Below are 23187 nucleotides of genomic sequence, written 5' to 3'. Positions count from 1 at the left end.
TTTGCCGCATGTCCTTATCGGAAAACCGGAACCACGTTTCGTGGACATGCGGGATGTCCGCTCCGCTCCGGTTCTCGACAATCAGTCCAAACGACTCAGCCTGCCGAATTCTTGAACGATCTCGCGATGGCTCAAATGATCTCGCGTTGGCTCAGTCGCGGGTGAGGGCGCCGCGGAAGGCGATAGCGGCCAGGACCAGGCTGGCGATGGCGTTCCAGCCGGCCAGCGACAGGCCGAGGATACGCAAAGCGGCCTTGTCGCAGGACGGCGGCACGAATTTGTCGAGCGCGTCGAGCACGCCCTTGCCCCCGGTGTCGACCGGTCCGGCGCCCGCGGTGCAATCGGTCGGGCCGGCCCACCAGGCCCATTCGACGCCTGAGTGGTAGACGCCGAGATAGAGGCCGTAGAGCATCAGCAGGCCGCCGACGGCCAGCAGGCCGCGCGTCAACCAGCTAGGTGCGTGCAGCATCGATGCAATCACCGCCAGCATCATCAGCGGCACGCCGATGTAGTAGGGCGTGCGCTGTTCCAGGCAGAGGTGGCAAGGGATGTAGCCACCGAGATATTGGAAGCCGAGCGCCGAGCCAACGGTGGCGGCCATGGCGACGGCTAGGAACAGGGCCGTGCGCGTCCGCTGGCGTCCGGTGTCGGCATTCATGGTCGCTGTCATGGGTTTTTCGTCCGTTGAGTTCGCCGCCCGCTTATTCCATTTATCCATGTCGTTGTCCCAAAACCGCTGGGCATTTTTGCGCGGCATGGACTAGAACGCGTATTTGACGACGATATAGAGCAAAATCAGGGCGGCGGCGCCGCCGCCGGCGATCAGGCCAAGGCGCTTTTCGATGAATTCGCGGATCGGCTCGCCATAACGGCGCAGCAGCCAGGCCAGCAGCAGGAAGCGGGCGCCGCGCGCCACGATCGCCAGCACGATGAACAGCGCCAGATTGACGCCGATGACGCCGGACAGGATCGTCACCACCTTGATCGGCGGCAGATGGGCGGCCCCGGAAGTGATCAGCATCAGGATGATGAAGCCGACGCCCGCCCCCGCACGCAGCTTCTCGAATTCGTCATATTTGCCGTAGAATTCAAGGATCGGCCTCGCCACCGCGTCATAGGCGTAGTGGCCGATGAACCAGCCGGCGATGCCGCCCAGCACCGAGGCGACGGTGGCGATCAGCGCATAGCGGTAGGCGCGATCAGGCCGCGACAGCGCCATCGGCAAATAGAGCACGTCGGCCGGCACCAGGAACACCGAGCTTTCGACAAAAGCGATGAAGGCCAGCCACCATTCGGCGGATTTGCGGGCCGCCAGCGACAAGGTCCAGTCGTAAAGTCCGCGAAGCATCGGCACTCCTAATGCATGTCGCCCAAACGTGCGCAGAGTTTTCGGGACAAAACAAAGACTCAAAGCGCGCGCCATCCATCCTGTCAGACGCGCGGCACTTGATGCGCCGCCTGTCTAGAAAGATTTTCCGCGCTGCACAATGGCAGCCCCGTCACGAAATCGAAAGGCGCAGTTTGGTCGCATCTGGGGCCGGCAACAATTGGCCAGTTGACGAACAGGCCTCCAACCGTATAGTCCCGCGCCATCCAGGCTGCCCGGCCTGAGCCCCTATGGCGGAATTGGTAGACGCGCTCGACTCAAAGAGTGGTTTGTCTACCAATTCACAGGAAGCACGACGAGTTGAGAACGGCGTGTTTTCAGGGGTTTGAGAAGGAAGGAAAAGTGGCTGACGATATTCGGTTTTCGCTCTAGGTGCAGTATAGGTGCCGAGAGCGTCGGCTAGAATCGGCGGCAAATGTGCGGGTGTGGTGGAACTGGTAGACGCGCCGGACTCAAAATCCGGTTCCGCAAGGAGTGTCGGTTCGATTCCGACCACCCGCACCACCCTTCAAAATCAGGTCAAAACTCAGCGGGCTAGCGCGGCGGACCGGTGGCGCATCGTCCGCGTTCGATGTTGGCCTGCCCGGCGTCAGTCGCGCGATATCGACAGCCCCGCGAGAAGCGGAGCGTAGGCGGCGAGCCTGTGGGATACGAACTCTGTGAAGAGCCGCACGCGCTTCGTCTTGCGTGTCTCCCCCTGAGTGAAAAGCCAGACCGGTCCATACAGGTGTAGGTCGGTACCTGGCACCCTCTCCAATTGAGGATCGGCATCTCGACGAAACACGGCAGCGTCGTGATGCCGAGAGCGGCGAAGACAGATCGGGATTAGCGGGCCGTCCGCGCCGCTACTGCCTCGGCAGCACGAGCAAGGTCGTCGACCCACTGCTGGTGATAGCGGTAGAGCCCACCGGGGTGCTTGTGTCCAAGCACGTCGAGGAACCAGGGGCCCTGCTGCGTCTCTTCCGTCAGTACATGGCAACCCGCCTCGGTGGGAGTGATAACCCAGCCGTGATACGCGGTTGAACCGGTCTCGTCGCCGTCGACCACCGTCTTCCACGCAAGCCTGTGGCCGGGCTCGCACTCCGTCACCACCAGGCTCATCGGAAATCCAACCGTCACCCGGCTGTATCGGGTTCCGAGCGCCAGTTTGGGCTCGCCGGTCAGGATCTTGACTTGGTCCTCAGGAGCAAAGTAGCTCGACCAGTTCTCGGCATCGATCAGCAGTTCCCACACAACTTCAGGCGGCGCTTTCACGTCAACGTCATTGAGCGCGTAGATCGCCGAAATCTTCGGGTCGAAATGGTCAGGCCATTTCACACGATCATACATCGCTCAATTCTCCTTCTTGAAGAGATCTTTAAAAATGAGTGATCCCCAGGAGTTTCCGCGCGCCTGGACGAGCAGCCCACCCTCTGTGAGTGCTCCCAGGTTGACCGGTGCGTAACCGAGTTGCTCGACCAGGGCGGACACCACCGGAATGGCGCTGTCCTTGTCGCTGGACAGGAAAATCACTCGCCGCCCGCCATCGACGGTGGGGGCCTGCGCGAGGACGCCTGCAGGCAGGTGGTTGAACGCCTTGACCAGCATTGCAGCGCCAAACGCCTTGGCGATCACAGCCGAAGACGGGAGGTTGCCCAAATCGCTTGGGGAGACGCCGTATGCGTTTGTGACATCGATAATGATCTTACCCTGCCAATCTGCAGCCGCATTCGCTACGTCACGGTGTGCCCAAAAGGGAACGGCTAGGAGGATGATATCGGCCGTGACGGCTTCATCCAGGGAGACAGCAGTGACCGTAGGGCCAATGGCCTTTACGAGCGGCGCGAGCGCATCGGGCGCGCGGGTGCTTGCTATGGCCACCTCTATACCCTTGCGGGCGAACATTTTCGCGAGCGCTGGGCCGACGGCCCCGGCACCTATGATTGCGTATGTCATTTCAAATCTCCAGTTCGTTTCTGCTGAGGTCGGCGGCACGCCCAACAATGCAACGCGGCCTTATCGGTGCGGCGACCTGCCGGTGGCCTCTGGAGCTTAACTGGGGTCGGGGGCCCCCAATCGGGATTGGCAATTTGTCGACAGGGGCTGTGCATTGGCGCACCGTTCGCGGGTGGCTCCGCCTATCCGTCACCCGCCGATGTGGGATTGCCCGCCCAGAAGTGGTGCATACGCGGCGAGCCTAGGAGATATGAACTCCATGAACAGACGCACACGCTTGGTCTTGCGCGTCTCGCCGTACGTGAGGAGCCACAGCGTTCCAAACCTGCGCAGGGTGGTTCCCGGCGCCCTCGCGAGCAAAGGATCGGCATCTCCGACGAAGCAGGACAGCGCCGCCATCCCGAGTCCCTGTTGAACCGCGAGAAGCTGCGTCACACCGTCCGTGGTCCTGAACGGCACGTGCGAAGTGGGTATGTCTCCTTTACGTGCCCAGTCCGAGACACCATCCCAATTCCTCACGATCCATCGGACGCGATCTGGCGCGCCCCCGCGCAACGCGGACAGCAGATCGTGGGATATGTAGACACCGCCGTACAGTTCCGGCCCCTTCAGGCCGTGCAGGTTGGACGGCAGGGTATCGCGGTCGTAGACGACTCGAATCGCAACGTCGGCCTCTCGATTGGTCAGATTCACCGGCTGGTCTATGGACAGTATGTCCATTTCGATCTCGGGATGCAGGCGTGCAAAGTCGGCGAAGTCCGGCATGAGCAAGTTCGTCGCGAGGGGCGGCGGCAGCGTCACGCGCAGAAGCCCGCTCACGCCCTGGTCGTGACCGGAGACGCGTGCATCCAGCTGATTCGAGGACGCCTCCATCTGAACCGCGTATTCGAGGACCTCCCCACCAGCATCCGTCAGACGATAGCCTGAAGGCAGCTTCTCGAACATTTGTGCGCCGAGGCGCTCCTCCAGCAGGGCTATGTGCCGAAGCACGGTCGAGTGGTTTACCTTGAGGCGCTCGGCTGCGGCCCGAACCGAGCCTTCGCGTGCGACGGCTAGAAAGAAGCGAACGTGATCCCATTCGATCATATGATGCAACCTTGCACCGAAGGGTGCGCAATCTCTGAATCACAACCCGGCCTGGGTTATGGCTAACTCTTGCCATGCGGTGCCAATGCTTCTGTACCTCCCCAGCAGCGCGAATGAAAGCATACTCGAAATACCCGAGTGGTGCGCTGATGCACAGCCCCTGTCGAGAAATCGCCAATCCCGCCGCAACGTCTCACGCATCAAGTAAGAAACCCAACTATCGCAGTCCAAATTGCAGGAGCAGACTCATGAATATTGACCTTAAGGGCCGCAAGGCCGTCGTAACGGGTTCCACGGCGGGCATCGGGCGCGCCATCGCGGAAGGCTTGGCGCGCGCGGGCGCTTCGGTCGTGATCAACGGGCGCGGCGAGGAACGCGTCGCCACGGCTCTTCGCGAGCTTCGTGAGCTCTTCCCAGCGTCTGATTTGACGGGCGTTGCCGCCGACCTGGAAACAGCCGAAGGAGCCGGAGTCTTGTTCGCGCAGGCGCCTGATGCGGATATCCTCGTCAACAATGTAGGCACAGCCCGCCCGAAGACCTTCTTTGATCTCGCCGATGACGACTGGCTAAGCCTCTTCCAGCTCAACGTCATGAGCGGCGTTCGCGCCGCACGCCACTACGTCCCTAAGATGGTCGAGCGGAGCTGGGGACGTGTCGTCTTCATCAGCAGCGAGTCCGCCCTGAACGTTCCCAAAGAGATGATCGACTACGGCATGACCAAGACGGCGCAACTCGCCATCTCCAGGGGCCTCGCAGAAGCGGTGGCCGGGACGGGCGTGACGGTCAATGCGGTCCTCCCCGGTCCAACAAGGTCGGAAATCCTGTCCAGGATGATGAATGAGTTGGCGCACTCGCAAGGCATAACACAGGACGCGGCGGAGCAGGTGTTCTTGAAGACGATGCGCCCGACGACACTGATCAATCGGTTCGCGACGACCGAAGAAGTCGCAAACATGGTCATCTACGTCTGTTCGGAGCAAGCGTCGGCGACAAGCGGCGCTGGTCTGCGCGTCGACGGCGGTGTCCTTCGGTCAATCGTCTAATGGGTGTCAAACGTAAGTCGGCGGATACAGATTCTGAGCGGAGGATACTGCCGGATACAAAGGACAGGGCATATCCGGTCTCTCAAAATCGAGTTCCGCAAGGAGCGCTGGTTCGATTCCGGCTAGGGCAGGAGTGTCCTCCGAAGCCTCGGCGAAGGAAGACCATTGTCGGTTCGGCTCAGTGCCGGAAGGCGCACCGTACTTTTTTCTCCCGGCAACCAATCCACGATTTTGGACCGGCGTTCTACCGCCGTCCCAACAAACTCTTCATCCGGTTGCGTAGCAGGCGGGCCATGTTGCGGGTTTCACGGTAGAGGTGCAGCTGCGAGGCGGCCTGGCGGGTGAGGCGGTCGGCGTCCGGCGTCAGGCCGATGACCAGCGTGCCCATCGGCTTGCGCTCGGCCCACAGCCTGCTCATCACCGGATGGTCGGGCACCGCGCAGGAATCGGTCATCATGATGTTGGGGTCGTCGAGATGCTGCCTGGTAACCTCGATCATCAGCAGCGTGCCGGGCGAATAGCTGGCCAGCGTCTCGTCATAGGCCGTCTTCCAGGTGTAGGCGACGCCGGCTTCGATGAAGACGATCAGGCAGGCGATGGTGCGGCCGTCGAGCGTCAGCGAATGGATGCGGCACATGTCCTGCTCGGCCAGCCGATGCACGGCCTCGCGGGCGAAGGCGGCGCGGTAGCGGTCGATCGCCATGGCGGTGCGTTCGCGGCCTTTCCAGCCGGCCGCTTCCAGCGTCAGGAAACTTTCGATGGCGTGGCGGATGTCTTCAGGTCCGCGCGCCACGACATGCTCCAGCTTGCCGAGGTCGCCAAGGCGCCGCTTCAGGCGGCGGAACTCGCGATAATGGTGCGAACGCAGCGAGGCCTTCAGATAGTCATCGCCATCGAGCTCGCTCTCGAGCGCCGGGCGCTGGGTCTGACCAGTGGTGACCAGCATCAGGCCGCGCGTCTCGGCCACGGTTGCAAGCAGGCTCGCCACCGGGCCATCGAGCCGGATATCGGCTAGGACCAACACTTTCGGCAGCTTGAGATGCGGGCGCGACAGCATCGAGAAGAAGTCCTCGATGACACCGACCGGATCGTCGCGGTCGACTAGCGGTGTGCCGAGCGGACCGAACGGGCTCGACCATGTGCGCATCACCGGAACGCCGAGCGGCACCACCGGCCGTTCTACCGAGAACGGCACCAAAAGGCGCAGCCGATTGCGGTATTCGTCGCCGTCGCGGATGACCGCCAGCCGCACCTCGCGATCCTCCAGCCGCGGCATGGCGGGCGCCAGGAAGCGCGGGTTGAAGAACACGTTGGGCTCGACCGTACGGGCGCAGAGATAATCCAGTTCCTCGACTAAGTCGAAGCCGGCCGATGCCGGGTAGATGGCGAGTTTGCGCTCGGGCCGGTTGTTGGCGAGGATCTCGATATGGGCCGGGTCGGCGTCACGGGTCAGCCCGGCAAGGCCGGACACCATGGCGCCGGCGGTGCCGCCGCTGGTTTCCTCAAGCAACGGGATGGCGGCCATCACGGGGCTCCTTTCGCAGGCACGAAGATAAGCATGACGATGCCGAGCTTGCGCCAAACCGTGAAGGACAGCGCGCCGGCTTCGAAGATCATGGCAAAGGCGGTGGCCATGGCCGCGCCCCACAGGCCGAATATTGGGATCAGCACCACGTTGAGCGCGATGTTGAAGACCAGCGTCATGGCATAGACGGCGGCGCAGATGTTCTGGTTGCCGCTCATCGTCAGCAGGCTTTCGCAGGGGCCGACGGCGGCGCGCGCCACGACGCCGAAGACGAGCAGGAACAGCAAGGGATAGCCACTGCTGAATTCAGGGCCGAACAGCACCAGCATCGGCTCGCCGAGCGCCAGCACCAGCAGCGCCATCAAGAGCGAGGGCCAGAACGTCCACGACACCGTCTCGCGGGCAAAGGCGGCGAGCCTTTGCGGGTCGCCATGGGTGAACTGCGCATAGCGCTGGGCTACGCCGGCCTTGACGGCGAAATAGACGAAATGCACCAGCGCCAGCGTCTTCACCGTGGCGAAGTAGACAGCGACGTCGTTGGGATCCATGTAGGCGCCGACCATCAGCACGTCGGCATTGGTGAGCAGAAAGAAGAAGCTCTCGACCAGGAAGATCGGCAGCGAAACGATGAACCATTGCGCGAAATGGACCTTCATCGGTCCGGCTGGGATCTGCCGTTCCATGCGCTGGGTGACGCCGATGAGCTGGCCCAGCGTGGTGAGATAGGTGGCCGCGATCGAGGCGAAGATCGCCGTCCTGGCATCGGGGGCGTAGCCGGCCGCCAGCATCAGCGCCATGAACAGCAGGATCTGGATGGGTCGCACCAGGTAGGTCGGCGACAGCGCAAACAGCGCCCAGCTGTTGGCGCGTGCCAGTCCCGACAGCAGGTCGGACATGGCGATCATCGGCAGGCAGATTACGCCGAGGATGAACGGTATCACATAGTAGTTTTCGATCCAGGGTGCCGCCAGCCAGACGCCGAGCGCGCCGAGCCCGGCGATGAGCGTGGAGGCGATCAGCACGAACAGGCGGCTGGCCAGAACGATGCCGCGCAGTTCGTCCATCAGGCCGCGCTCGCGATATTCGGGAATGAAGCGGATGACCGAGGTGTGGAAGCCGAGGCAGGCGAGGTTGCCGACGATCACCATCGTCACCCAGACGAGAACGAAGATGCCGTATTCGAACGAGCCCATCCAGCGCGCCATCAGCACCTGGCTGATGAAGGCGATGACGGCGCTGACGATGCGGATGGAGAAGGCGATGACCGACATGCGGCCGGCCTCGCCGCGCTCGTCGGCGGTGAACAGCACGGCGTCGATACGGCCAAGCAGCGGCCTCATGCGCAGCGCCAAACGCTGCGGCAAGAACCGCCCGGCTGTCGTGGCCGCGGAAAAGCGCACCCCGATTTCTCTCCGTTTTCCGCTTCTTTTCAGGCTCTTGTGTAGCGGAGACACATTAAGAAACGGTTGGGTGAGGAGCGGCCCGCGCAGCGGACGAAAAGCCAACGATTTGGCTTTTCGAGCGACGAACGGTGAAGACCCCGGTCGCCTTCGGGAAAGAAGGCCTAGTGGGCCTTTGAAGGGTCTGAACGCCCGAAGGGCAGGGAGCCATAGCGGAGGGCCGCCAGGCGGCCGATGCGCGGCACGCGCATTCGTAGTTCAGGGCGGCATGACGAAAGGCGAGCGAACGCCGGGAAGCATAGGAAGCCGGGTCGGTGTTGCGCTCGCCCCTCCCCCCCGCAATGGGGGAAGGCCAGGCACCGGGTATGCGGTGCCAGAGGTGTCACATGGGGAGTGTCACATCCCCTTCATCGCATCGCAGGACACGTTCGGGTTCATGTCGGCGAAGGTGCCGGTTGGGTTCTGTTTCCAGGCCCAGACATGCAGTTCGTAGAACGGGCCGAGGCCGTAGCGGTTGGGGGCGCTGTTGAAGTTGAACAGCTGTCCGCCGAGCGAGGCCGGGCCTTTCGAGGTGATGTATTCGACCGCCACCAGTTTCAGCGTCCCGTCGGCCATTGGCTCGTACATCACCGCCTCGGGCTTGGCGACATCGATCGCGTCATCCTTGAGATAGGTGGGATTGACGTAGTGGATGCCCATGGCGCCGCCGGTGATGCCGCTGGCGCAAGGGATCGGCGCATAGCCCTCGGCGGTTGCCGCAGCCACGTTCTCAAAGCGGCTGTTGGCCGTCAGCACCATGTCGGCCAGCCTGTTGGCGTCGCGGGCTTGGGCGGCAGTGGCTGCCATCGACAGGACGGCGAGGGCGGCGAAGCGCCCGATCCAAAGAGTTATGGTCATGGTCTTTCCGTTTGTTGTTGATGACGCGACAGGGAGGTCCACGGCCGGCCGTGAGGCCGGGCGTGTTTCAACGCTGCAGCGCCTGGTTTTGCAATCCGGAACGGACCGTCCGTCCGGTTTGTGCAGGTCGCTGTCAGGCGGCCTTTGCAGTTTTCGAAATGTCTTTCAGCGGTTCAAAATGGCTGCACGAAATCAGTGGTCCCACCAGTAATATTGCCAGTATTCCCGCTGGATATCGTGCTCCGAGAGGCCGATGTCGCGCCTCAGATAATCGTCTTCCGGGGGCAATCGCCGCCGCCCGCCATACAGATGCGAAGGCAGGTTCGCCGCGAACCGCCATAGACGGCCGAGCAGGGAGGTTGCTTGGTCGGCGTCTCCCATGACAGGCGCGGGTTCACCGACCGGCAGGCCAGCAAGCAGCTCGCCATTGCCGCTAAGGGCAGTTTGATGCTCATCGAATTGCCGATCATTTGGGGACTCAACAGTAGAAGTAAGGGTCAAGAACCCGCACCTCCATGATCTTGTCGACCGGCAGCGAATTCTTATGGGCCGCGCTGCGGATCGCCTCCGGCGAGGGGCCGTCGTAGATGCAGAAACTGTGCTTCTTGTCGAGCGACACGAAGGACTGCACCCAGGTGACGCCTTTTTCGGCGTTGCGCATGACGACGCCGCCGAGCGCATCGGCGCCGACTTCGGTGATCGGCACGGTGAGACCGTCCGGAAATGTGCGTTCCACCACATAACGAGGCATGGGAAGTTCCTTTTCGTATTGATTCACGCTCGGTCCGAGCGCGACTGGACAATGATCACGTTCGACAAGAGCGCGCATCGGAGCCATTCCCTATTTTTGGCGGGACGATTCCCTATGTTGGCGACGTTATTTGTGGAGAGAGTCACTCCAATGTGTGGAAAGTCACATTGCAACGCTCTCGCCCAAGGCTATCGTGGCGGCACCCACCATGGTGGCAATCCCCCAATCTTGCGAGAGAATGACAATGCTTCTGGAACGGCAGACACAGCTGGAGCTACTGGACGGCCTGTTAATGGAAGCAGCACGCGGCCGTGGCCGGGTGGCGGCGCTGGGGGGAGAAGCGGGCGCCGGCAAGACGTCGCTCGTCGAGGCCTTCATCGGCCGCGCGGCAGAAGGCACACGCATCTTGCGCAGCGCCTGCGAGGATCTGTCGATACCCGATCCGCTCGGGCCGCTCTATGATCTTGCCCGTGAGGCGCAATGGGCGCTCCCGCAAGCGATCGACCACCGGCAAGGACAAAGATTGCCGCTGTTTTCGGATGCGCTCGAGATATTCGAGACCAAGACGCAGCCAAGCCTGCTGGTGATCGAGGATCTGCACTGGGCCGACGACGCGACGCTGGATTTCGTTCGCTTTCTCGGCCGGCGCATCGTCAACACCCACATCTTGCTTCTGGTGACGGCGCGCAACGACCGCAGCGAAGCACAGATGCGCGTGCGCCGCGCGCTGGGTGAAATCCCTGCGGCCAATGTCGCGCGCATCGACGTGCCGCTGCTCAGCGAGGCGGCGGTGCTGTCGCTGGCCGATGCGGCGGGCCGCGATGGCGACGCCATTTATAGGGCGACGGCCGGCAACGCATTTTTCGTCACCGAATTGTTGTGCGCCGAAAGTGAAACGACACCGCCCGCCAGCGTGCGCGACGCCGTGCTGGCGCGGGCCGAGCGGCTGTCTGCCGGCGCCCGCTCGATGCTCGACGCGGTGTCGGTGTTTCCAAGGCGCGCCGATGCGTGGGCGTTGCAGGGCCTGTGCGGCGTCGCCAGCGCCGGGCAGCTGGCGGAATGCGTCTCCGCCGGCCTGCTGGATGATATGGGCGACGGCTATGCCTTCCGCCACGAGATCGCCCGCCGCGCGGTTGAAATGATGCTGACGACGAGCCGCAGGCGGCAATTCAACCAGCGCGCGTTGGCCGCGCTGCTCGAAAACAGCGATGTCTCCGCGGGTCGCCTGGTGCATCACGCGGTGGAGGCGCACAATCTGGAAGCCGTGCGCGAATTCGCGCCGCTTGCCGCGCGCGAAGCATCCCGCGTCGGCGCGCATCGTGACGCCGCCGGCTACTATGAGGTCGCCCTGCGGCATGCCAACAGCCTGCCAGCGGTGGACCGCGCCGTGCTCTACGAGAAATATGCCTTCGAATGCCATCTCATTGGCCAGATCGAAGAGGCCATCGAGGCACAGGGCCATGCGCGCCTCCTGCATCAGGCTCAAGGCAACAAGGCGAAGGAAGGCGACAGCCTCAGATGGTTGTCGCGCTTTGCCTATCTGATAGGTGACCGCAAGGCCGCCGACGTCTTCGGCGAGCAGGCGGTGGCACTGCTGGAAACCGTGCCGGCCGGCGCCGAACTCGCCATGGCCTACTCCAACCTCTCGCAACTGGCGATGCTGGCCGAGAGGCTGGACGAGGCCTTGCTGCTTGGCGAAAAGGCGGTCGACCTTGCCGAGCGCATGAACCGGGCCGACATCGTCTGCCACGCGCTTAACAATCTTGGCAGCTCCGAGCAGTGGCTGGATCCGGCGGCGGGGCGGCTGCACCTTGCCCGCAGCCTGGAGATCGCACTCGAGCAGAATTTTCAGGAACATGCGGCGCGCGCCTTCACCAACAGCGCCTGCAGCGAGATGAACCAGCTTGGCTTCGACGCGGCACAGTCCTTCCTGGATCGCGGCATCAACTATTGCGTTGAAAACGATCTCGTCACCTGGCGTGACTATATGCGCGGCGTGCTGGCGCAGTTGCAGCTGCGCCAGGGGCAATGGGAAGAGGCCGCTACCGAGGCGCTCGATGTGCTGTCCAACGACCATGCGACCATGCTGGTCCGCTATCCCGCGCTGATTGCACTGGCGAAACTCCGGATACGGCGTGGCGATCCTTCAGCAGAACCGCTTTTCCAGGAAATGAAACAGTTCCTGGAAAAGGGAATGGAGCTGCAGCGGCTGGCGCCCTATGCGGCCGTCATGGCCGAGCAGGCATGGCTAGGGCAAGGCGACGGGCAAGAGGCGCTGCGGCTGATCGATCTTGCCGAGGGCCTGTCGCCGACACGCGCGGTATTCAGCGAGCTGGCGACATGGCGGCAGAAGCTGGCTCCGGATGCCGACCCCGGCGATACATCAGGCATGGCCGCGCCCTACCGACTGCTTCTGGCCGGAGACTGGCGGGCGGCCGCGTCACTTTGGGCGGACCTCAACGCACCCTATGAACGCGGACTTGCGCTCACCCAGGGTGACGAGGAAGCACAGCGTTTGGCGCTGGAGATTTTCGAAAACCTTGGCGCCAGACCGGTGGCCCAGCATGTGCGCGAAACGATGCGGCGCAACGGCGTCTATATCGCCCGGGGGCCGCGCCGCACGACGCGCGAAAATCAGGCCGGCCTGACCCAGCGGCAGATGGAAGTGCTGCAGCTGATCGAACGCGGCTTTTCCAACAAGCGGATCGCCGAGCAGCTAACCATTTCGCCGAAAACAGTCGATCACCATGTCTCGGCGGTGCTGGGCAAGCTGGAGGCCGTTTCGCGCGGTGAAGCCACTGCGGCGGCACGCGAATCAGGGTTGCTATAGGAAGTGTGTTCGGGAGGACGGGATCGAAGGTCGGCGATCCTTCGCGCGCCGACCTATCAAATGATCAGGCGAATGCCCCGTGGCAGTGCTTGTACTTCTTGCCGGAGCCGCAGGGGCAGGCTTCATTGCGGCCGACCTTGCCCCAGGTAGCCTGGTTGTTGGGGTCGCGATCCTCGGGAGCGACGATCGTAGCGACCTCCGGGCGGACCAGAAGGGCGGTCTCGCCGCCTTCGAAGTCGTTCTCGCCGGTGGTGCCGTCGATATGGGTGCCGAACATGTCAGGCGCCTCGGGCGGCGGCGCTTCGGCGGCCTGGCGGACCAGTTCGACGCGCATCAGCTGCGCGGTGACGGCCTGGCGCAGATTGCCCAGCATCGCCTGGAACAGCTCGAACGCCTCGCTCTTGTACTCCTGCAGCGGATCGCGCTGGGCGTAGCCGCGGAAGCCGACGACCGAACGCAGATGGTCGAGATTGACGATGTGCTCGCGCCACAGATGGTCGAGCGTCTGCAGCACCACCGAACGTTCGACATAGCCCATCACCTCGGGGCCGAAGCGCTCGGCGCGCTCCTTGGCGGCGGCGTCGGCGGCCTGGGTGATGCGCTCGCGGATGTCGTCCTCGGCGATACCCTCTTCCTTGGCCCAGTCTTCGATCGGCAGGTCGAGATTGAGGAATTCGGCGACTTCGGCCTTCAGGCCGGCCACATCCCACTGCTCGGCATAGGCGTTTTCGGGAATGGCCTTGGCGACGATCTCGTCGATGACGCCTTCGCGCATCTCGCCAATGGTCTCAGAAAGGCCCTCGCCATCCATCAGCTCGATGCGCTGCTCGAACACCACCTTGCGCTGGTCGTTGGAGACGTCGTCATATTTCAAAAGGTTCTTGCGGATGTCGAAGTTGCGCGCCTCGACCTTCTTCTGCGCCTTTTCCAGCGCCTTGTTGATCCAGGGATGGATGATCGCCTCGTCTTCCTTGAGGCCGAGCTTCTGCAGCATGCCGTCCATGCGCTCGGAGCCGAAGATGCGCATTAGGTCATCCTGCAGCGACAGGAAGAACTTCGAACGGCCGGGATCGCCCTGACGACCGGAGCGGCCTCTGAGCTGGTTGTCGATGCGGCGCGATTCGTGGCGTTCAGTGGCGAGCACATAGAGCCCGCCGGCGGCCAGCGCCTTGTCCTTCAGCCGCTCGACGTCGGCGTGGATTTCCTTCTCCCGGGCCTCGCGCTCGGGTCCGGCCGGCATGTCCCCGAGTTCGTCTTCAATACGCATCTCGGCATTGCCGCCGAGCTTGATGTCGGTGCCGCGGCCGGCCATGTTGGTGGCGATGGTGATGGCGCCGGGCTTGCCAGCCTGGGCGACGATCGCCGCCTCGCGCTCGTGGTGGCGGGCGTTCAGCACTTCGAAATCCGTGAAGCCTTCCTTGCGCAGGCGCTCGGCCAGCTGCTCGGACTTTTCAATGGAGGTGGTGCCGACCAGCGTCGGCTGGCCCTTGGCGCTGGCTTCGCGGATCTCCCTGACGATCGCCTTGTATTTCTCCTCGACCGTCCGGTAGACCTCGTCGTCCTCGTCGATGCGGATGACCGGCAAATTGGTCGGGATCTCGGTGACTTCGAGGCCGTAGATGTTGCCGAATTCCTCTGCCTCGGTCAGCGCTGTGCCGGTCATGCCGGAAAGCTTCTTGTAGAGGCGGAAGTAGTTCTGGAAGGTGACGGAGGCGAGCGTCTGGTTCTCCGGCTGGATCGCCACATGCTCCTTGGCTTCGAGCGCCTGGTGCAGGCCTTCCGAATAGCGGCGGCCCGGCATCATGCGACCGGTGAACTCGTCGATGATGACGATCTCGCCGTTACGCACGATGTAGTCCTTGTCCTTCTGGAACAGCCGGTGCGCCTTCAGCGCATTGTTGACATGGTGGACGATGGCGACGTTCTCGACGTCGTAGAGCGACTCGCCCTTGAGCAGGTCGGCGTCGCGCAGCAGGTTCTCGAGCTTCTCGGTGCCTTCCTCGGTGAAGATCGAGGTCTTCTGCTTCTCGTCGATCTCATAATCCTGCGGCTGCAGCTGGATGATGAATGTGTCGATGGTGTTGTACATTTCCGAACGGTCCTCGAGCGGACCGGAAATGATCAGCGGCGTGCGCGCCTCGTCGACCAGAATGGAATCGACTTCGTCGACGATCGCGTAATTGTGACCGCGCTGCACCATCTGGGCGCGCTCGTATTTCATGTTGTCGCGCAGATAGTCGAAGCCGAGCTCATTGTTGGTGGCGTAGGTGACATCGGCGGCGTAGGCGGCGCTGCGCTCCTCGTCGGACAGGCCGTGGACGATAACGCCGACCGAGAGGCCGAGGAACTTGTAGACGCGGCCCATCCATTCGGAGTCGCGGGTGGCGAGATAGTCGTTGACGGTGACGACGTGGACGCCCTTGCCGGCAAGCGCGTTGAGGTAGACCGGCAGCGTCGCGACCAGGGTCTTGCCCTCGCCGGTGCGCATCTCGGCAATGCCGCCATTGTGCAGCACCATGCCGCCGATCAGCTGGACATCGAAGGGGCGCATGCCGAGTACGCGGCGCGCTGCCTCGCGGGCGGTGGCAAAGGCTGGCACCAAAAGGTCATCAAGCGTGGCGCCGTTGGCGATGTCCTGACGGAATTTCGCGGTGCGGCCGACCAACTCCTCGTCGGAGAGCGCCCGCATCTCGTTTTCCATGGCATTGATCGCCTCGACACGAGGCCGGGTCGATTTGACCCGACGGTCGTTGGAGGAACCGAAAACCTTACGCGCGAGACCGCCGAGACTGACCATCCAATGGTCCTTTCGATAGAATTCTCAATCTTGTGATGAGCGCCGGCCGGCCCCATCAATTCCACGTGAACGTGGACAAACACAAAAAGCGCCCGGAAAACGGTTCTGGACGCAAAGTCGTTGGACAGATAAGAGGGGGCTCAACTGATGTCAACGCCGCGCTGGCCCTGCCGGGCGCGCCAAATTCCGCCACAATCTGGCTGATCTGGAAGCCACCCCCTCCTTACAATCCCCACCGGAGTCATCTTATGTCCTTGTTGTTCCGCCGCGCGTCGCTCGCCAGCCTTGGTCTGGCCTTCGGCCTGTCGGCCCTTTCGCTGTCGCCGCTGATGGCGCAACAAACCGCTCCCGCTTCAGCGGATGCAGCAGCACCAGCCGCGGCGCCCGCGGCACCTGTCGATCCGAATACCGTGATCGCCACGGTCAACGGCCAGCCCTTGACCGAGGCCGACCTCGTGCTTGCCGAAGGCGAGCTATCGCAGCAGTTCTCGCAACTGCCGCCCGAGCAGCGCCGTGCAGCGGCGCTTTCTGCTGCCATCGAAATCCGCGTCATGGCCGCCCAGGCCATTACCACCGGGCTCGATAAGGACCCCGACTTCCAGCGCCGCATGGCCTTCCTGCAGCAGCGTGCGCTGCATGGCGAGATGGTCGAGAAGGGCGTCGTCGACAAGGTCACCGACGCCGAGGTTCGCGCTCGCTACGACCAGGAAATCGCCAACACGCCGCCCACCAACGAGGTGCATGCCCGTCACATCCTCGTGAAGACGAAGGAAGAGGCCGAGGCCATCATCAAGCAGCTCGACGGCGGCGCCGACTTCCAGAAGCTCGCCAACGAGCACACCAGCGATCCCTCAGGCAAGACCAGCGGCGGCGATCTCGGCTGGTTCGGACCTGGCCAGATGGTGCCGGAATTCGACAAGGCGGCCTTCGCGCTCGAAGTCGGTAAATACACCGAGCAGCCGGTGCAGTCGCAGTTCGGCTGGCATGTCATCAAGCTCGAGGACAAGCGCACCAAGCAGCCGCCGGCCTTCAACGACGTCAAGGACCAGGCCAAGCAGGCGGTCATCCGCGACAAGTATTTCGCGCTGGTCAAGTCGCTGCGCGCCGGCGCCAAGGTCGAGATCCCCGACGCGAACCTGAAAAAGGCGGTCGATACGCTGGAAAGCGCCAAGTAGGCCTGAAAGAACTTTTTTGAAAGGGGCGCGGCAGCCAGGGTTGCCGTGCCTCTTTTTTATCTGCCGGTGCCGACCGGTTTTACCCAGCCGGCGCCGCTATGCCGCGCATCACGTAGTTGACTGCCTTGCGTATGGTCGCTTCGTCCTCGTCGAGCCGGTTGGTCAACAGATGCTTCCAGGCGAAGGAGGCGATCAGGTCGGCGACAACAGCCGAATCGATGCCGGCGCCGATTTCGCCCCTTGCCCTGGCACGTTCGACCATCCGGCCGGTATGGGAGCGTCGGCCCAGCGCATAGTCGGCAAGGGCCGCGGCCGCCGTATCATCCGACTGCGCCTCGGCGATCAGCGACCTGAACACGCTGCCCGACGATGTCTCTCGCCAGTGGGCGAACAGGTTTTTCAGGAAGCCGACGAGATCCTCTTCCAGTCGCCCGGTATCGGGAACATCGACGCGTTTCTGGCGCTGGTAGACTTCGAGCAGCAATGCGGCCTTGCTCGGCCACCAGCGATAGATGGTGGGTTTGCCGGCGCGGGCCCGCCGCGCCACCGCCTCGATCGAGAAACCGGCATAACCGGCCTCGACCAGCACAGCCTCGGCTGCTTCGAGAATGGCATCGGCGCTGGCGGGGTTGCGCCGCGCACCGATCGATTTGCGCGCCGGGTCGGCGTCCTCGGCCATTTCTGTCATCCTCGCCAACAATTTCGCCGGCAATATAGGCGAGGTCGCGGTGAAACGAAACGGACCGTTTTTGACGGATCAAAGATGATGCTTACTGCATCGCTTGCGATGTCTCGGATTCGATGCGCCAGCCGCCCTCTGCCTTGACCAGTCCAAGCGTGACGCGCGCCCTGCCGATCAGGCGTGCCGCCGACTTGTCCTTTGGAAGATAGTCGTAGCGCATCGCAAAGACAGCCTCGGCGCCATCCTCGCCATGTGGAGTGACCTCCAGGCTGCCGGGCTCCAGGCCAAGCGACCAGGAGGCCCATTGCGCGAACCAGTCGGCCTTGACCTTGGCGATGGCCTCGGCGTCGTAGCTTGTGCCGAAAATGGTGGCCGACGGGCCGTAGAGCCGCTTGACGGTCTCGCTCATCGCCTTGGTGTCCGGCGTCAGATAATCCTGGCGCAGGAACTTTTCGATCGATCCCTTGTCGTCGCCCACCGAGCGATCGAGCACGGCAACTTCGGTCGCGGGCATCGGAGCGGCGGCCGGCTTTTGCGGCTCTGCAGGTTGTCCCTCGGAGACGAATTCGAAGCGTTCGAGCAGCGAGCCCTGCTCCCAGGGGCGTTGGGCCTCGCGGGTTTGCGAAACCACGTCGCGGCGTACCGCGATCATCATGTCGTTGATGCTCTGGCCAGGTTCGGCGATGTGGCGCAGCAGGGCGGCGGCAAAAGGCGAGTTGCGCCCGCTTCCGTCCATGGCAACGGCGCCAGGTGCCGTCGAGAAGGCAATGAACGAGCCGCGCGTCGAATCGAACTGCACCAGCCCGGCCAGCGCCGTCGCCGAGCGTGTGGTTGCGGTGCGGCTCAAGCTGCGGGCAAACGGATTGTTGCGGCAGGCATCGAGAAACACCAGGCTGACCTTGGTTTGCTGTTCCATGATGTCGAGGATTTCGTCGATCGGAACGGCCTCGAGCTGGAGCTTGACCGGCACGTCCAACTTGGCGTCGACCGGCACGATGTAGTTGCGCCCGTCGACCTGCAAGCCGTGGCCGGCATAATAGAAAAGCCCGACGCCGGCGCCTTCGAGCGCGTCGGAGAACTCGCCGATGCTGCGTTCGAGCTCACGCTTGCCGAGATCATTGCCTTCGATGACCTCGAAGCCGATGGAACGCAGCTTGTCGGCGATGTCGAGCGCGTCGTTGACCGGATTGGCCAGCGTGCCGGCTTCGGCGTAAGTGCCGTTGCCGATGACAAGCGCCACGCGCCGCTGCGGCTGTGCATTCGCGCTCAGCAGCAAAAGTCCCAGAAATGCCCATGCGAGGATCGCAAGCCTGCCCATGGGGCAGGATCATAACGCCATCGGCCCCGGCGGCGCCAACAGATTTGAAATGCAAGCTTAATCCCGAGTGGGCTCCCGCCTCCGGCAAGAGCGACGAAAACGCCCTTGCGCCGGCGCGGCGTATCGGGCAAACCGGCCTTCCCTTGCGATTTTCCCGCCCGAGGCCCCTATGTCCACGACGATTTCGCCGCTTGCGCCGAAGAAATACCCCAAGATGCCAGAAATCGAGGGGGTGCGCATCGCCACCGCCGAGGCGGGGATAAAGTATAAGAACCGCACCGATCTGCTGACCATGGTTTTCGATGAAGGCACTACGGTCGCCGGCGTGTTCACGAAATCGAAATGTCCCTCGGCGCCGGTCGATTTCTGCCGGCAGAATCTCGGTGCCGGCAAGGCGCGGGTGCTGGTCGTCAATTCCGGCAACGCCAACGCCTTCACCGGCAAGAAGGGCCGCGAGTCGACCGCCCTGACCGGCGAGGCGGCGGCGAAGGCGGCCGGCTGCAAGGCAGGCGAGGTTTTCCTGGCCTCGACCGGTGTCATCGGCGAGCCGCTCGACACCAGCAAATTCAGCCATCTGCTCGCGGGGCTGGTCAGCAATGGCAAGCCTGAGCTGTGGACCGAAGCGGCAAAGGCGATCATGACCACGGATACCTATCCGAAAGTGGCGACAGCGACCGTCAAGCTCGGCGATACCGATGTCACCATCAACGGCATTTCCAAGGGCGCCGGCATGATCGCGCCCGACATGGCAACGATGCTTTCCTTCATTGCCACCGACGCGCCGATCGCCGCACCCGTCCTGCAGGACCTGTTGTCGCGCGGCACGGCCAAGACCTTCAACGCGGTCACCGTCGACAGCGACACCTCGACCAGCGACACGCTGCTGATCTTCGCCACCGGCAAGGCCGCCAAGCGCGGCGCGCCCGAGATAACCGACCCCAAGGATGCCCGTCTCGGCGCGTTCCGCCGGGCGCTCGGCAAGGTGCTGAAATCGCTGGCGCTGCAAGTGGTGCGCGACGGCGAGGGCGCCCGCAAGCAGGTCGAAGTCACCGTCACCGGCGCCAAATCGGCGCGTTCGGCCAAGCGCATCGCGCTGTCGATCGCCAATTCGCCGCTGGTCAAGACGGCGGTCGCCGGCGAGGATGCCAATTGGGGCCGCGTCGTCATGGCCGTCGGCAAGGCCGGCGAACCCGCCGATCGCGACCGGCTGTCGATCTGGTTCGGCGACAACCGGCTCGCGCATGAAGGCGAGCGCGACCCCGGCTACTCCGAGCAGGCGACGTCGGCCTACATGAAGCGCGACGACATCCGTATCCGAGCCGATATCGGCATCGGCCGCGGCAAGGCGACGGTGTGGACCTGCGATCTCACCAAGGAATATGTCGCCATCAATGGCGATTATCGGAGCTGATGGTTTTGGGCTCCAGGCATCCGGCAAGCATGCTGGCGATCGTGCGCCGCTACGAGGCGGCCGGCTTTCGTGCCTGGCCGGCAGCCGCCGTCCACTATGACGGCACCTGGGTGGTGCGGCTGACCGCCGGCCATCCGGCCAAGCGTCTGAACTCGGTCAACCCGCTCGATCCCGGCGACACCCAGCACATGGCCGACCGTATCGGCCGGGCCAGCCGCCGTTTCGATGCCTATGGCAGGCCGCTGACGTTCCGCATGTCGCCACTGTCGGGTCCGGACCTCGCCAGCCATCTCGACCGCGAGGGCTGGAGCCGGTTCGACGAGTCGCTGGTCATGCGGCTGCCGCTGGCCGACGCACAACTCGATGCCGCCATGGACCAGATTCCGCTGAAGGACATCAGCCGCTTCATCGGCGCGTCGCTCAAGGTCAGCGGTTCGGATGTTTCGCTGCGGCCCGGCCTGTCCGAGATCATCGGTGCCATCCAGCCGGAGGCCGGACTGTTCGCGCTCGAGGATGGCGCCGAAGCGCTGGCGACGCTGATCTGCGTGCACGACGGCGATCTTGCCGGCCTGTTCGAGGTCGCCACCGACAAGTCGGCGCGCAACAAGGGCCACGGCCGCAACCTGATCCTGTCGGCGCTGAAATGGGCGCGGCTGCGTGGCGCGCGGGAAGCCTGGCTGCAGGTTGAGGCCGGCAATGTGGCGGCGTTGGCGCTCTACCATTCGCTCGGCTTCGAGGAAGTCTATCGCTACCACTACCGCCGGCCGCCGGGTCAAGAATGAAGTGATGGCATGAATGATGTGATGGCATGAGTGGCGGGACGACCGCCGGCAAGCGCCTGCTCCTGGTCGCCGCCTGCGCGCTGGTCGATGCCGACGGCCGCGTGCTGCTGGCGCAGCGGCCCGAGGGCAAGCAGCTTGCCGGGCTGTGGGAGTTTCCCGGTGGCAAGGTCGAGCCCGGGGAAACGCCCGAACAATGCATTATTCGCGAGCTGCACGAGGAGATCGGCATCGAAACCGACATTCCGTGCCTGGCGCCGCTTACCTTTGCCAGTCATTCCTATGACGATTTCCACCTGCTGATGCCGCTGTTCATCTGCCGCCGCTTTCGCGGCATCGCACAGCCCAGGGAAGGGCAGGCGTTGAAATGGGTGCGGCCAAAGCAGATGCGCGACTACCAAATGCCGCCGGCCGATGCGCCGCTGATCCCCTTCCTCATCGATCTTCTTTGAGGGGCTACCGTCCGGCCGCTTCCTGGCCGTGGCGACGTATCAGCCAGCGTTAATGGAAGATTTATCTCATCATGAAAAGTTGAAGCATGGCCGTTCGCGGCCGCGCCGCCGATTCGCTGGGGAGCGATAGCATGAGCCTAGACAGGGATTGGGACTCGATCCGGCCCGAGCGCAGCTTTCGCGCCGCCGACGCGGGCATGGGCATATTGCGCATCACGCTGCTGTTCGGTTCGGCCGCGGTGGCGCTGGCGCTGATCGCAACCCCGTTCCTCGACAGCCAGACACGCTCGCTGTCGTCCCGCGATGATTTTGCTGGCGGGCTGGACATGACGGCCACCGGCTCGGTCCATCGCGAAACCTATACGCTGCGCCGTAGCGTGCTGCAGCCGCAACCCAGTTCTGTCTGCATCATCAGGTCCAATGGCAGAAGCAGCGGCGACTGCTGACATGGTTAAGAGATTTCGGCAAGGCGGCGGCTTCACCGCCTGTTAAGCCTTTGCCGTTAACCTTTCTTAACAGATCGGCGGTAAGGTTCTGGTCAGAGGGGTTGAGGTCATGAAAGCAGTGCTGCGGCGTTTTCTGAAGGACGAGAAGGGTGCGACGGCCGTCGAATATGGCCTGATCGTCGCCGTGCTGTCGCTGGCCATCGTCGGCGGTATCGGCCAGGTCTCCAACTCGATCATCTGGCTGTTCAGCGACAACAACAGCAGGCTTGCGAACGCCTTCACACCCTGAGATGTAGGTTTTTTCATGCATGTCGTTCTCCCAAAACCGGGGCCACTTCTGGGCGGTATGCATTAGCTTTCCGCGCCTGCGGACAGGATCATTGCCCGCCGGGAGCCTCCAGGATTGCCTTCAACGAGACCTTGGCTGAACCCGGCTTAAGCGGTTTTTGCTGCGATGCGTCGGGCGCCCAGCCTGACATCCAGACGATCGAGAAACTTGCCCTCATGCGGCCGTCGGGGTCGGAAAATCGCTCGGCGTAGATTTCCGCCGCGCGCGCAAACAGCTTGCGTGAGCCCGGCCGCCGGCTACGATCGGTGAGCGCATTGGTCTCGCCCATGGCTCGCAGATCCGCCATCAGGTTAAACAGGCTGGCGTAGCGCACCGTCACCGTCTCGACGTCGGCGACCGGCAGAGCGAGACCGGCGCGCTGCAGAAGCGTACCGGCATCGCGCACGTCGGTGAACGGGATGACGCGCGGGCTGGCGCCGCCGTAAAGCTCGGTCTCGGCCGCAAGCAGGCTTTCGCGTAGCTCGAAAAGCGTGCCAGCGCCGGCAAAGGCGCCGAGGAAAAGCCCGTCCGGCCGCAACGCGCGGCGGATTTGGATCAGCATGCCGGGAATGTCGTTCATCGCCTGCAACGACAGAAGCGAAACCGCCAGATCGAGGCTCTCCGGCTCGAACGGCACGGTTTCGAGCGGTGCGATCAAGCCGGCGCCGCCACCACTCAGGAAAGCCGTATCGGTCTCGACGCGGACAATGTCGGCGACCTTGCCGCTTTCGGCGAGCGTTTCGGCTGCCGCCGGCGTCTGGCAAAACAGCACAGCCGCCTTGCCGAACCGGCGCTCGACGGCACCCAGCCGGTCGGCAAGATCCTCGGCGGTGCGACGCATGAGGAAGTCCGCGCCGTCAACCGGATGGGTGAGCGCGCGCCGCTTGTGCGCCAGCCACAGGGAGGTATCCATTATCGGCTGCAACGGGCAGATCCTTGTTTGTC

The 23187-nt window shown here is 63.4% G+C and carries 22 protein-coding genes, 1 tRNA gene and 1 pseudogene; 9 read left to right on the top strand and 15 right to left on the bottom strand.

The annotated features are described in order from the left end of the window. Positions 1-151: 151 nt before the first annotated feature. Together ASD12_RS07575 and ASD12_RS07570 are read right to left on the bottom strand one after the other, a co-directional pair. Positions 152-670: a disulfide bond formation protein B gene (locus tag ASD12_RS07575; protein WP_056583525.1), complete on the bottom strand. Its 519-nt coding sequence runs from the start codon at positions 668-670 to the stop codon at positions 152-154. A gap of 90 nt (positions 671-760) precedes the next feature. Beyond that, positions 761-1348: a YqaA family protein gene (locus ASD12_RS07570; RefSeq protein ID WP_056583521.1), complete on the bottom strand. Its 588-nt coding sequence runs from the start codon at positions 1346-1348 to the stop codon at positions 761-763. A 458-nt stretch (positions 1349-1806) separates the two neighbouring features. Here ASD12_RS07570 and ASD12_RS07565 point away from each other — a divergent pair. Beyond that, a tRNA-Leu gene (locus ASD12_RS07565) sits at positions 1807-1891 on the top strand. Between the two features lie 85 nt (positions 1892-1976). Here ASD12_RS07565 and ASD12_RS35195 read toward each other — a convergent pair. The 4 genes and pseudogenes from ASD12_RS35195 to ASD12_RS07550 all read right to left on the bottom strand — a co-directional run. Next, positions 1977-2191 (bottom strand): annotated as a pseudogene (locus tag ASD12_RS35195) (LysR family transcriptional regulator); the annotation flags it as partial. 21 nt (positions 2192-2212) lie between these two features. Beyond that, positions 2213-2716, bottom strand: a complete 504-nt coding sequence (locus tag ASD12_RS07560; RefSeq protein WP_056583518.1) for an SRPBCC domain-containing protein — start codon at positions 2714-2716, stop codon at positions 2213-2215. Between the two features lie 3 nt (positions 2717-2719). After that, positions 2720-3322 (bottom strand): NADPH-dependent F420 reductase, encoded by a 603-nt coding sequence (locus ASD12_RS07555; protein ID WP_056583516.1) that lies wholly within the window; start codon positions 3320-3322, stop codon positions 2720-2722. Positions 3323-3511: 189 nt separating this feature from the next. Next, complete coding sequence (locus ASD12_RS07550; protein WP_056583513.1) at positions 3512-4408, bottom strand: LysR family transcriptional regulator; 897 nt, start codon at positions 4406-4408, stop codon at positions 3512-3514. Positions 4409-4656: 248 nt separating this feature from the next. On the opposite strand from ASD12_RS07550, the gene ASD12_RS07545 reads away from it, so the two are divergent. Continuing rightward, positions 4657-5451 (top strand): SDR family NAD(P)-dependent oxidoreductase, encoded by a 795-nt coding sequence (locus tag ASD12_RS07545; RefSeq protein ID WP_056583511.1) that lies wholly within the window; start codon positions 4657-4659, stop codon positions 5449-5451. 244 nt (positions 5452-5695) lie between these two features. Here the strand turns inward: ASD12_RS07545 and ASD12_RS07540 are convergent, their stop codons facing one another. The 5 genes from ASD12_RS07540 to ASD12_RS07520 form a co-directional block, all read right to left on the bottom strand. Further along, complete coding sequence (locus ASD12_RS07540; RefSeq protein ID WP_056583509.1) at positions 5696-6976, bottom strand: GNAT family N-acetyltransferase; 1281 nt, start codon at positions 6974-6976, stop codon at positions 5696-5698. Then, the gene (locus ASD12_RS07535) at positions 6976-8376 is read right to left on the bottom strand and encodes a lipopolysaccharide biosynthesis protein (protein WP_056583505.1); all 1401 of its coding nucleotides are present in this window, start codon (positions 8374-8376) and stop codon (positions 6976-6978) included. Before ASD12_RS07535 ends, ASD12_RS07540 begins: the two co-directional genes overlap by 1 nt. A 396-nt stretch (positions 8377-8772) precedes the next feature. Further along, complete coding sequence (locus ASD12_RS07530) at positions 8773-9273, bottom strand: hypothetical protein (protein ID WP_056583502.1); 501 nt, start codon at positions 9271-9273, stop codon at positions 8773-8775. Between the two features lie 192 nt (positions 9274-9465). Continuing rightward, on the bottom strand, positions 9466-9774 hold the full coding sequence (locus ASD12_RS32860; protein WP_082525300.1) for a hypothetical protein: 309 nt from the start codon (positions 9772-9774) through the stop codon (positions 9466-9468). Then, positions 9752-10024 (bottom strand): DUF4242 domain-containing protein, encoded by a 273-nt coding sequence (locus tag ASD12_RS07520; RefSeq protein ID WP_056583498.1) that lies wholly within the window; start codon positions 10022-10024, stop codon positions 9752-9754. The genes ASD12_RS32860 and ASD12_RS07520 overlap by 23 nt, the downstream gene beginning before the upstream one ends. A gap of 244 nt (positions 10025-10268) precedes the next feature. Here ASD12_RS07520 and ASD12_RS07515 point away from each other — a divergent pair, with 244 nt between their 5' ends. Then, on the top strand, positions 10269-12854 hold the full coding sequence (locus ASD12_RS07515; protein WP_056583493.1) for an AAA family ATPase: 2586 nt from the start codon (positions 10269-10271) through the stop codon (positions 12852-12854). A gap of 64 nt (positions 12855-12918) precedes the next feature. On the opposite strand, the gene secA is transcribed toward ASD12_RS07515, so the two are convergent. Next, positions 12919-15651 carry a preprotein translocase subunit SecA gene (gene secA, locus ASD12_RS07510; RefSeq protein ID WP_056583490.1) on the bottom strand — a complete coding sequence of 911 codons (2733 nt, stop codon included), beginning with the start codon at positions 15649-15651 and terminating at the stop codon, positions 12919-12921. Positions 15652-15899: 248 nt separating this feature from the next. Between secA and ASD12_RS07505 the strand changes: the two genes are divergently transcribed. Continuing rightward, positions 15900-16826: a peptidylprolyl isomerase gene (locus tag ASD12_RS07505; RefSeq protein ID WP_056583487.1), complete on the top strand. Its 927-nt coding sequence runs from the start codon at positions 15900-15902 to the stop codon at positions 16824-16826. A 79-nt stretch (positions 16827-16905) separates the two neighbouring features. On the opposite strand, the gene ASD12_RS07500 is transcribed toward ASD12_RS07505, so the two are convergent. After that, a complete protein-coding gene (locus ASD12_RS07500) occupies positions 16906-17505 on the bottom strand; it encodes a TetR/AcrR family transcriptional regulator (protein ID WP_056583484.1) in 600 nt (199 codons plus the stop codon). 91 nt (positions 17506-17596) lie between these two features. Beyond that, on the bottom strand, positions 17597-18826 hold the full coding sequence (locus ASD12_RS07495; protein ID WP_056583481.1) for a caspase domain-containing protein: 1230 nt from the start codon (positions 18824-18826) through the stop codon (positions 17597-17599). 169 nt (positions 18827-18995) lie between these two features. On the opposite strand from ASD12_RS07495, the gene argJ reads away from it, so the two are divergent. The 5 genes from argJ to ASD12_RS07470 all read left to right on the top strand — a co-directional run bounded on the left by argJ (position 18996) and on the right by ASD12_RS07470 (position 22203). Continuing rightward, a complete protein-coding gene (gene argJ, locus ASD12_RS07490) occupies positions 18996-20237 on the top strand; it encodes a bifunctional glutamate N-acetyltransferase/amino-acid acetyltransferase ArgJ (protein ID WP_056583479.1) in 1242 nt (413 codons plus the stop codon). 29 nt (positions 20238-20266) lie between these two features. After that, the gene (locus ASD12_RS07485; protein ID WP_056583884.1) at positions 20267-21019 is read left to right on the top strand and encodes a GNAT family N-acetyltransferase; all 753 of its coding nucleotides are present in this window, start codon (positions 20267-20269) and stop codon (positions 21017-21019) included. 26 nt (positions 21020-21045) lie between these two features. Continuing rightward, complete coding sequence (gene mutT / locus ASD12_RS07480) at positions 21046-21468, top strand: 8-oxo-dGTP diphosphatase MutT (RefSeq protein WP_056583476.1); 423 nt, start codon at positions 21046-21048, stop codon at positions 21466-21468. Between the two features lie 131 nt (positions 21469-21599). Further along, a complete protein-coding gene (locus ASD12_RS07475; RefSeq protein WP_056583880.1) occupies positions 21600-21914 on the top strand; it encodes a hypothetical protein in 315 nt (104 codons plus the stop codon). Between the two features lie 109 nt (positions 21915-22023). After that, positions 22024-22203, top strand: a complete 180-nt coding sequence (locus ASD12_RS07470; protein ID WP_056583474.1) for a Flp family type IVb pilin — start codon at positions 22024-22026, stop codon at positions 22201-22203. 88 nt (positions 22204-22291) lie between these two features. Here ASD12_RS07470 and ASD12_RS07465 read toward each other — a convergent pair whose 3' ends face one another. Then, on the bottom strand, positions 22292-23167 hold the full coding sequence (locus ASD12_RS07465) for a methyltransferase domain-containing protein (protein ID WP_056583471.1): 876 nt from the start codon (positions 23165-23167) through the stop codon (positions 22292-22294). Positions 23168-23187 lie beyond the last annotated feature (20 nt).

Source organism: Mesorhizobium sp. Root102, assembly GCF_001425625.1.
In the GTDB taxonomy this organism is placed as follows: Bacteria; Pseudomonadota; Alphaproteobacteria; order Rhizobiales; family Rhizobiaceae; genus Mesorhizobium.
The sequence above is the reverse complement of the archived record's forward strand: the minus strand, read 5'-3'. Positions and strand labels throughout refer to the sequence as shown.